Origin of the sequence: Mesorhizobium sp. M7A.F.Ca.MR.362.00.0.0 (genome assembly GCF_004023175.1) — a bacterium.
In the GTDB taxonomy this organism is placed as follows: Bacteria; Pseudomonadota; Alphaproteobacteria; order Rhizobiales; family Rhizobiaceae; genus Mesorhizobium.
In genome coordinates this window covers 217-10,048 of the sequence record NZ_RZTF01000065.1, presented here as the reverse complement: position 1 = coordinate 10,048, position 9,832 = coordinate 217, and the positions used below count along the sequence as shown (strand labels likewise).

Below are 9,832 nucleotides of genomic sequence, written 5' to 3'. Positions count from 1 at the left end.
GATTGCTGCCGATGCAAACATTTTCCGTGCACAGATCGCCGCTCTCGAAAGCCGAAAGAACATCCTGGATGCGGTCATGGCCGACACCGCCAGCCGGCTTTCCGGCTTGCGGGCTCTCGAGCCGCAGGTCAGCCTGCTGACCCAGCGATATAACGAACTCCTTGGTCGACAACAGGATTTGACGCGGCGTATCGGAGTTCCCTCGGCTGGAATTTCGATCCTGTCTGCGGCTTGGCCGCCGACTATCCCGCAGACATTGCCAGCCATCTTCCTGGTTCCCCCCGGGATGATCCTATTCGCTATCCTTGGGGCGATGTACGTCACGATGCGCAATCATTTTGACCGGACTTTCCGTGGCGAGGCCGAAGCGGAAGCGGTGCTCAAGGTTCCATGTATGGGGCAGATCCCCGAAGCATGCGGAATGCATGCCAAACAACTGCGAAACCTCGTGCTGGGGGAGCGCAGGTCCGCATATAGCCGCGCCGTGACGTCGTTGCTGATCGCGGCGGCACCAAATGCGCTAAGGGCTCGTTCGTCGTACACGGCGCTTGTCACCTCCAGTATGCCGCAGGATGGCGGGACCGAGCTCGCGTGGAGCCTGGCGCTCGCCGGCACGCGACTGGGCGGTCGAGTCCTGTTGGTCGATCTTGAACGCAAGGGCGTTCAGCTGACGCTCGAGTTCCTGCACCAGTTCAGCGAGCGCAAGAACCGCCATTCCTTCGCTGACTATGTTTGCAATCGCTGCGACCTGGAAGGTGCCGTTGCCAGGCTGCATGAAATCGGGATCGACGTAATGACCGCCGCTCCGTCGGACGACCTGCTGGCGCTGCTATCGTGCGAGGATGGAGGCAAAGTGATGGCGGATCTGCACGCGACCTATCGCATCGTGATCATAAACCTGCCGTCGGCGCTGGGGCGGCCGGAAGCCAAATTTCTGCCCGGATGGGCGGACGTGGTTCTTTTCGCCATCCGGTGGAGGAAAACGCCACGCACCCTCGCTCGCGGGGTGCTGGAACTCCTTCAGGGCAACGGTTCTCTTGCGATACCTGTCGGCAGTGTCCTCACGCGCGTGAATCTGAAGAAACATGCCGGATATCGGCTCGAGGACAGCGCTGACCTCTTGCGCGAGCAAATAGCATGACGGCCACAGGCTCGTCCTTGGGCTACGAACGATCCGGGGGTGGTTCATCCAGGGAGCGGCCAGGACGATTCACGGTGCAGCCTGTCAGCAGAGCGCGTCATTCAGGTGAATGATGGCAAGGTCCGGTGTGCATCGTAGGCTCCGGAAATCCCCGATATTTGCCTCCCTCGGAAGCGCGAACCGATGGCACCAAGCGACCTTCTGAGACCCAAGACGGTTCCTGCGGCCGGCACAGCCATCATCGTTGTTCGGCCGAGCCCGATCGGCTCGATCATTCGTGCGGCAAGCGGAGTGTCGGCAATGGCGATTGTCGGCCAGCTCACCCTTCTTGCTGCAATCCCGGTTTTGGCGCGGCTCTATTCGCCGGCCGATTTCGGCGTCTTTACGATTTACCTGTCGATCGTGAATATACTCGCCGGGGTCGCGGCATTGCGCTTCGAGGCTTCGCTCTATGGGGTCAAGGGGAGCGCGCAGGCCTATGTGACGGTCAAGCTTGTTCTCTTGGCTGTGTTCGTGACGACCGTCCTGGCCTTTTCGGCCGGACAGATGCTGTCGAACCTTGCTCCCGATCGCCTCGGCTCGCTCGCCTGGCTCATTCCGATTGGAATGGGAGGCGCAGGTCTGGTCGAAGCCATGAACTGCTGGAGTCTGCGTGCCGGGCTTTTGCGCGATTTTGCTCTCGGGCGCCTGATCCTGCCGGCGAGCATGGCTGCACTGCAATTGGCTTTCGGCATCGCCAACCTCGGCGGCGAAGCCATGATCCATGCGCATATTCTGAGCCAGTTCGTCTTCATCGGGCTGATCGGCTGTCGGGTGATGAGTTGGGAGGATTTGCGTGGCATCGCCTGGGCACCTTGGCGTGCGGTGCTGGAAAAGGCTCGGCGGGAATACAAATTTCCTCTGTTCGATATTCCCGCAACGCTCGCGAGCATAGCAATCAACAATCTTCCAGCAGTCCTTGTCGGCGGGCTGTTCGGCACCGCATTTGCCGGATATTTGGGCGTGGCCGCGCGGCTGGTCACCGGTCCGGTGACGCTGATCGCCACACCGCTCAGCAATGTTTTTGTCGCCGAAGCAAACCGGAACAGCAATCGTGGACACCTGCTTGGTGTGGCGCGCGGGCTTCTCCTGCTGGCCGCCGCCTTTACCGCGGTGCCAATCTTGCTGCTCGGCCTCGCCGCGCCTTATGTGGTCGTTCCGCTTCTGGGCGAGCCTTGGATGCCCACTGCGGAAATCATGACCGCACTGGCGCTGATGGGCGCGGCACAGGCGTTGTCGACTCCGCTCAGCGACGTTCCCGCTCTGTTACGGCGGCAAGGAACAAGACTGGTCATCGACCTCGCACGGGCGGTTCTCGTGTTTGGCCCACTGCTCGCCGGCGCCCAGGCGGGCTGGCAGCCAGTCACCGTCATCTATTTCATGGCCGCCGGCGGCGCGTCGGGTTTCGCTCTGAAAATGGCAGCATCACTGTACCTGTTGACCCACGACCCTCAACCAGCAGGCGCTGCAACGTGCGTCCAACATGAATGTCTCGAGGAAAAAACACCATGAATTCGTCGTCGATTGACAACCTTCAAGCGGCAGTTGCGGTCACCCAGCATGACCGGGCCGATGTCTCATGGTCACGCCCTTTTATCTCGGTCGGGATACCAACTTTTCGTCGACCGGATACGATCCGCAGGGCGATCGACAGCGTCTTGGGCCAAGATTACTCCGATTGGGAGTTGGTCGTGAGCGACGACGAGGGACCGGAGGGCGAGACCTGGGCTATCGTGACCGACTACGCACGGAGCGAACCTCGCATCCGCATTATCGAAAACAGTCGAGGTCGCGGTCAGGTGGAGAACACCAACAACGCTATGCTGGCTTGCTCAGGACGATGGATCAAGTTGCTGCATGACGATGACTGGCTTGCGCCAGGTGCACTCAGGACATTCGCCGAAGTTGCCAAACAGTACCCCTCAGTCGCCTTCATGACGTCAGCGGCAAACATAATCGAGGACAAGCGAGTGCGATTTCGCCAAGTCCCCAAGGAGCAGGAACCGATCTCGCTTTATTCCAGCCAGCAGTGCCTGATGGACCTCTATCTGGTGCGTGCGACACGCTGCCTGGGGATTATTCCATCCACATTGTTGATCAACAGCGACGTCATTCGTGCCGGCTGCTTGATGCGCACGCACAAAGAGATTCCGGCCGGAGTGGATCAACTGTTCTTCGTCGATCTAGCCAGCCATGGGGACATGGTGGCGATAAGCGATCCGCTTACCTTTTACGATGCGACGAACCATCCAAGCATTACAACGTCAAAGAGTTTCCGCGAGGTCGACGAAGTGACCCTCGCCGTCAAGCAGCTTAACTGGAATCTCATCAAGGACCGCAACCATCTCCCGCCTCCCGAGACATTGCTGCGGGCATTGCGGGTTGCTCGTATTCCCATGAGGTTCCACCAGCAGTCCTGGTTGACCACGTTCCTGGACGGGATTCAGATCTTCCGGCCTTCCGTCATGAAGGTGGCGGGCTGGCACGTGCTTAACCACGTGTTTGCAATCCGCCCAAGATTGGGCCGGGTGCGCACACGACGGCGGTAGGGTGAGTCTGGCGGACAAGCACGCCGGCAACAGATTGCGCGCGCACAAGCCTGTTGCGCGCGCGCATGGTACGGCCGTTATCTCACGGCAGGACGCATATGCGCCCAAGAAGAGCTACCAGTTCCGCCTGGCGCCGAGTTTCGGTCTTGGCGAACAGCGACGCCAGCTGTGACCTTATCGTGGTCCGGCTCAAGCGCCGCTTGCGGGCTATCTCCAAAGGGGCATCGCCCTGCGCCAAGCGCAGCGCGAGTTGCGTTTCGGCACTCGTCAGACCAAACATTCTTTGCAGCGTCTGGGGATTTGGCCCGGACCTGTTTTCACGATCCAGCAGCGCCACGATACTCGTCGCGTCAGGCGTTGCTATGCCCTTCTCGTTCAAAACCAAGGGCCTGTCGCCCATGCCGCGGATAACCACCCATGAAAGCGTACCGGGAAGAAAATTCCCCGGCACGTTTGCGATCAGCCGCCTCAGAGCAACCGACACCTTGCCGGCCGTATCAGCTGCCTCGCCCTCGCGCTCCAAGGTGTTTTGAGCGGCTGAATTCCACTCCATGACCTTCCTGTCGCTGTTCAGGATCAGATAGCCACACCCGATGCGATCAAGCATTCCCACAACAGATGCAAGGCTGCTCTGCTTTGGCTCGACGACCACGCCGTCGAACCTTTGTGGTGCTTGGTGCCAGGCGGAACCATGGTCACCCTGCGTTCTCAAGGCCGAGACGGGCTTTCCCCCGAAACCTCCATATTGGCGACCAAGAACTCCATCATCTTGCCTACCAACCAGTGCCATTTTCTTACCTCCCGCAAAACGGCAACGCCTCCCTGTCAAAAGGAGGTGCCTTCAACATGTCAGTCAGGTCGCTTGGAGAATTGCGGTCCGATCCGCCCCCGACATCGGACAAAATGCGCGCTACAATCCCAGGGAACAATCCTGCGGTCGGACTAGTCTGTACGCTTTTCGGTCTAATCTCGACGGACTAGTCAGAAGGTTATAGTTTGGCACATGCGTTTGCTTTCGCTCAATTTGCATCCGAACAGCTCAAGCAAGTTGCTGACCCACCTTGCCTCGATGTCGCTCCTGATCGCGACACTTGCGGTCGAGACGGCGCTGCCCGCCTCCATGGCATACGACATCGGCTTTTTTGAATTTGTTCCCACCATTATTGCCATCTCATATCTCGAAGATCGCCTGATTGCCCTTGCGGCAACGTTTGTGATGGTGGCCGTCGGCTTGTTGGCGCGGGATATCCTGAGCAACCCAATTAACGTCGAGGTTTGGATTAGGGCCATTCTGCTGCTGGTTGCAGGGGCGATGATCGCCCTGACTTTCCACCGGCAGAGGCAGGACTACCGCACCCTTTTGCAGGTTGCAGAGGCTAGACTCGTGGCCTTGGAGGCAACCGAAAACAGCTATCGCTGGGCATTCGAACGTGCCGCTATCGGCTTTGCCAACATGAGCGAGAACGGAGAGTTGCAACGGTCCAACAAACGTCTCTGTGAGATGACAGGGTATGTCGAGGAAGAGCTTTCGAGTCTGCCGCTCAGGGCACTCGTCCACCCTGACGACAACCACACTTTGGCGGAAGCGTTGACTCGCCTCAAGGACACGACTTCTTTCGGCTCGGAGATCCGTCTCCTGAAAAAGGACGGCACGGTTTTGTGGACAAGATTGGCGCTGTCTTTGGCCGTGCCAGCCGATGCTCTCCCTCAAAGCATCTTTGTAATGGTGGACGATATATCTGGAGAGCGAACCGCCCGCGAGGCACTCCGGGCTCAGAAGGAATGGTTGGACCTGGCGCTGTCGTCCAGCCGGTTGGGAACGTGGCGTATAGATTTCGAGAACGGATCCGTGAACGGCTCAGCAGCGTTCTGGGAAATGATGGGACTGGCACCCGCGCCGAGCCGTCCGCTGCAGGAACTGGCTGCGGTCGTTCACCCGGCCGACTTGCCTAATCTGACGGCCCCGGGAGAGCCTGCATCAGGCGCCAACTATGACGCGGAGATCCGCATCAGGCGAGCTGGCGGACATATCCGCTGGATTGCTCTTCGGGGACGGGACGAATTGCGCGATGGTCGTGCACAGCGAATAGGAGTCGCCGCTGATCTCACCGATCGGCGCATAACCATTCTGCTGCGGGCTGCGGCGAAGAAGCGAGAGCGGGCCATGCTTGAACAACGCCATAGGCTCAACAATCTGTTTCCGGTGATCACGGCGCTTGTGAATATGGTTGGTGCCCCCGACAACGATGTCGCCCGCTATAAGCAGACACTGATCGAAAAAATCGGCGCACTCCAGGCGACGCATCTGCTTCTTTCACGCGATGGCAGCCTGTCGGCGTCCTTGCGCGACCTCATCGTTCAGGAACTGCAGCCCTACCTGGGAACGCACAGCATTTCGATCAGTGGACCCGAAGTAAAAGTCGCAGAGGGTTCGGCTGAGAGCTTCGCAATGATCGTTCACGAGCTTACGACCAATTCCGTGAAGCATGGGGCGCTCGGCACTCCGGCAGGCCGGATCGAGGTCGCGTGGCAATTCACAGCCCAGGAGCCCGGCGCCGACATCGTGTTTGAATGGTTGGAATGGGGAGAACGCCGGGTCTCCACCTCGGCTCGGCGCGGTTTTGGGTCGTTGATCATTGGAGCCGGCGGTGAGCCTATCGTGGGGCACTCTTCCAAGCTTGAGATGCTGGATCGCGGACTGAAATATTCGGTCCGGCTGCCGCCAAAAGCAATCGGCGCTAGTTGATGTCTCTGGCGGCCCATGTCTTCAGCAGAACCGCGGCTTCCGTCCGATTTCGCGCTCCAAGTTCGCGCAGGACGGCGGCAGCATGAATCTTCGTCGTCGCTTCCGCAATTTCAAGAGAGCGGGCAATCTCTTTGTTCGAGTAACCTTCGGCCATCAACCTGAGGACTTCCTTTTGCCTGGACGTAAGCCTGCCCAGATTGTTGACGCTGGTGGTCCTGTGGGGCATTTGCGTGGGTGCCTCGGGTGGAAGGCGTGCCGAGTCCTTGGACCTTTGTGAAAGAAGTGCCGGAACGTAAATACGACCGGCCAGGATTTCCTTCACCGCCAGGACCACCTCCTCGTCCGTTTGGGACTTTACGATATAACCATGAAGCCCAATCGAGAGGGCAGTCAGAATCTCGGCGCGTGAATCGGTCCCTGAAACAATTGCAAACCGTGTGTCGGGATGAGCCGGTAAGACGTCGCGAAGATCGTCCTGGCCGGACAGTCCCGGCATGTTCAGGTCGATGACGGCGAGATCAACGGGCGCCTGATCTTCAAGCAGGCTTATGACGGTATCGAAACACGCCGCTTCGAATATTTCCAAGTCTGGAATGCCGGCCATCAATGCCAGTCGCAGCCCACGACGATACAAGCCGTGATCGTCGGCGATGATAATACGATACATGAACCACCCACCTTTTGGCAGCCCGCATGTGTCCCTAGCTGCCGAACCCTCCCTTTGGATGGACTGTACGGTGACCCAACACAGATCAGCCGCCCGCTGATCCCCCGTATGTCGACGCTCGCCGTCGCCCATCCGCACATTTCAACCTTCTAATATAGCTTACAATCGCACACATTTCAGGGCCAGATATTTAAGTGTTTTTTTCGTACGAACGGTGGCGATGCCTTTGCGAGAAGGTCGTTACCGACGCCGAAAATCTGCACAGGTAATTGCCATTCAAGCGGCTACAGCTCCCAGCCCTGATTGATCACCCTGCCGCGCCCATGCCCTACCGGCTGGAATATTGAAATCAAAACGCAGGGAACGTGCCATTCAAATGCACGACGACGCCTTCTCGGGCGCCACTTACCATCGCTGCACTCCGGAGAGGTGAAACCAGCACTGGCGTACCTTCCGGCCGGGTGGGCTGGACCCATCACACCGCGACAGTCGTATCAATAGGAGGACGAGATGAAAGCGGTCATTCAGTGCGGTGGAATGGGAACACGCCTTCGGCCTTTCACATCCATCTTGCCCAAGCCTCTCATGCCGATCGGTGCTCGGCCGGTTCTTGAATTGCTTTTGAAGTGGCTGCGACGGAACGGCATCCAGGAGGTCTACGTAACGACCGGCTATCTGGGGCACCTGATCCGCACCGTATGCGGAGACGGATCACAGTGGAATCTAAGGATACGCTATACCCAGGAGCTGGAACCTCTGGGCACTATTGGCCCGCTCTCCCTGATCAGGGAGGAACTGGACGAGCCGTTCATTGTTCTCAATGGGGACGTACTTACCGATCTCAGTCTCAGCCGGTTTGTGGCGTCACACCGGACTCATACGGATCCAGTCACCATAGCCACAGCTTCCCGCATCATCAAGATGGACTTCGGCGTCATCGACGAGGTCGGCAATACTGTCCAGGTATTTCGCGAGAAACCGACGCTGTCTCATCTGGTAAGTATGGGTATATATTGCATGAATCCAGATGTTTTCCGTTTTATACCTGACGGCATCGCCTTCGGATTCGACGACCTCATGCTGCAGATGATGCAAAACGGCACGAATGTGCACGTCTACAAACATGACGGGCTTTGGCTGGATATCGGACGCGTTGAAGATTTTCAGAACGCACAAACGATTGCCTGGGAAGAGCAGTCCGCATCGATCGAGGTCTCGGCAGCGGCCGCTTGAGGGCTGAACGCCCTGCCGCGCCAACATGAGGAGGTCGTAATGCTCTTGGTCAGCGCTCCTATTCTTGGCTTTCCGGAAAAGGCAGCCCTGGCCAAAGTTGTCGACAGTGGGTGGCTGACGATGGGGGACCAGGTAAGAGCCTTTGAAGAGGCCTTCGCAGCCGTGCATGATGCGGTCGATTGCGTCGCCGTCAGCTCTTGCACCGCCGCCCTGCATCTCATTCTCCATGGACTTGGGATCGGCCCCGGAGACGAAGTGCTGGTTCCCTCGCTGACCTTCGTGGCGACCGCGAATGCAGTGCTCTACGTAGGAGCAACACCGGTATTCGTCGACATAGAGTCGGCCGAAGTGCCACTGATGTCCCTAAGTGACGCGGAGGCCAAATGCACCGGACGTACCAAGGCTGTCATTCTCGTCCACTTTGCCGGCTATCTTGCCGACCGGGAAGAATGGCAGAGATTTGCCCGTGTGCGAGGACTGCATATCGTCGAGGATGCCGCGCATGCCCCCGGCCTTAAGGAGGTGGGGACTTACGGTGCGGCCGCGGCCTTCAGCTTCTACGGCAACAAGAACATGACCACCGCGGAAGGTGGCGCCGTTATCGCCCGGGATGCACAGCTCCGTGAAGCGATCCGCCAGGCTCGCGGACATGGGATGACCAGTGGCACGCATCAGCGGCTGAACAGCCGCACGCCGCAATACGACGTGACGATGCTCGGTTTCAATTATCGCATGGACGAATTGCGCGCCGCTATTGGCTTGGTCCAACTTCAAAATCTGCAGGAATGGAATGAAATCCGGCGCATATTGGTCGTCCTCTATCGGCGTCTGATCGCAGATTACTGCTCGGCTGTGACAGTCCCGTTCGGCAAACCGCGGACCTCGGCCTACCACATCATGCCTGTCCTCCTGCCGCATGACGTCGACCGGCAAACGGTAATCGACCATCTGCGAACGAAGGGAATACAGACCACAATCCACTATACGCCCGTGCACCAGATGACGCTTTATCGCCAAATGTTCAGTGAAATCCATCTGCCGAAGACCGAGGACTTCGCGCAGCGGGAGCTGACGATTCCACTACACCCGCAAATTACGGCAAGTGCGATCGAGTCGGTGGTTGTTGCACTAGCCACCGCGATTGAAAGCAGCGGGCGTGCGGGAGCCGCGGCATGAACGCACTCGACGTGACGATGCATCGGCCCGCCGTAGCTGGCACCAGCCACGGAATTGCCAGACGCGCGATGGACATCATCCTCGCTGCAGCAGCGGGAATGGTACTCGCTCCACTGATGCTCCTGATTGCCGTTGCACTCTTTGTCGAAGGTGGTTGGCCGGTGTTTTTCGCACAGACGCGCCTGGGCGCCGGCGCAAAGCCGTTTCGCATGTACAAGTTCCGCAAATTCAAGACAACAGCCGATCCTTTCGGGCTTGCGCTGACCATGAACGATGACAGC

Annotated in this window: 8 protein-coding genes and 1 pseudogene; 7 read left to right on the top strand and 2 right to left on the bottom strand. The window is 58.6% G+C overall.

Features of this window, described 5'->3' with window-relative positions; genetic code table 11:
- The 3 genes and pseudogenes from EOC06_RS42280 to EOC06_RS11545 all read left to right on the top strand — a co-directional run.
- Positions 1-1,141: pseudogene (locus tag EOC06_RS42280) on the top strand (exopolysaccharide biosynthesis protein); the annotation flags it as partial.
- Positions 1,142-1,324: 183 nt separating this feature from the next.
- Positions 1,325-2,692, top strand: a complete 1,368-nt coding sequence (locus EOC06_RS11550; protein WP_128307787.1) for a lipopolysaccharide biosynthesis protein — start codon at positions 1,325-1,327, stop codon at positions 2,690-2,692.
- Complete coding sequence (locus tag EOC06_RS11545) at positions 2,689-3,729, top strand: glycosyltransferase family 2 protein (protein ID WP_127267494.1); 1,041 nt, start codon at positions 2,689-2,691, stop codon at positions 3,727-3,729. The genes EOC06_RS11550 and EOC06_RS11545 overlap by 4 nt, the downstream gene beginning before the upstream one ends.
- Before the next feature lie 82 nt (positions 3,730-3,811).
- Here EOC06_RS11545 and EOC06_RS11540 read toward each other — a convergent pair whose 3' ends face one another.
- The gene (locus tag EOC06_RS11540; protein ID WP_128307786.1) at positions 3,812-4,519 is read right to left on the bottom strand and encodes a helix-turn-helix transcriptional regulator; all 708 of its coding nucleotides are present in this window, start codon (positions 4,517-4,519) and stop codon (positions 3,812-3,814) included.
- A gap of 213 nt (positions 4,520-4,732) precedes the next feature.
- On the opposite strand from EOC06_RS11540, the gene EOC06_RS11535 reads away from it, so the two are divergent.
- Positions 4,733-6,475 carry a PAS domain-containing protein gene (locus tag EOC06_RS11535; protein WP_128307785.1) on the top strand — a complete coding sequence of 581 codons (1,743 nt, stop codon included), beginning with the start codon at positions 4,733-4,735 and terminating at the stop codon, positions 6,473-6,475.
- On the opposite strand, the gene EOC06_RS11530 is transcribed toward EOC06_RS11535, so the two are convergent.
- Positions 6,468-7,142, bottom strand: a complete 675-nt coding sequence (locus EOC06_RS11530) for a response regulator transcription factor (protein ID WP_128307784.1) — start codon at positions 7,140-7,142, stop codon at positions 6,468-6,470. The genes EOC06_RS11535 and EOC06_RS11530 overlap by 8 nt on opposite strands.
- A gap of 510 nt (positions 7,143-7,652) precedes the next feature.
- Between EOC06_RS11530 and EOC06_RS11525 the strand changes: the two genes are divergently transcribed.
- From EOC06_RS11525 to EOC06_RS42275, 3 genes are all read left to right on the top strand, one after another.
- Complete coding sequence (locus EOC06_RS11525; protein ID WP_127267498.1) at positions 7,653-8,375, top strand: sugar phosphate nucleotidyltransferase; 723 nt, start codon at positions 7,653-7,655, stop codon at positions 8,373-8,375.
- 39 nt (positions 8,376-8,414) lie between these two features.
- Positions 8,415-9,551: a DegT/DnrJ/EryC1/StrS aminotransferase family protein gene (locus EOC06_RS11520; protein ID WP_128307783.1), complete on the top strand. Its 1,137-nt coding sequence runs from the start codon at positions 8,415-8,417 to the stop codon at positions 9,549-9,551.
- Positions 9,548-9,832: sugar transferase (locus tag EOC06_RS42275; RefSeq protein ID WP_245469496.1), on the top strand; the 285-nt coding region annotated here is incomplete at its 3' end. The genes EOC06_RS11520 and EOC06_RS42275, both read left to right, overlap by 4 nt.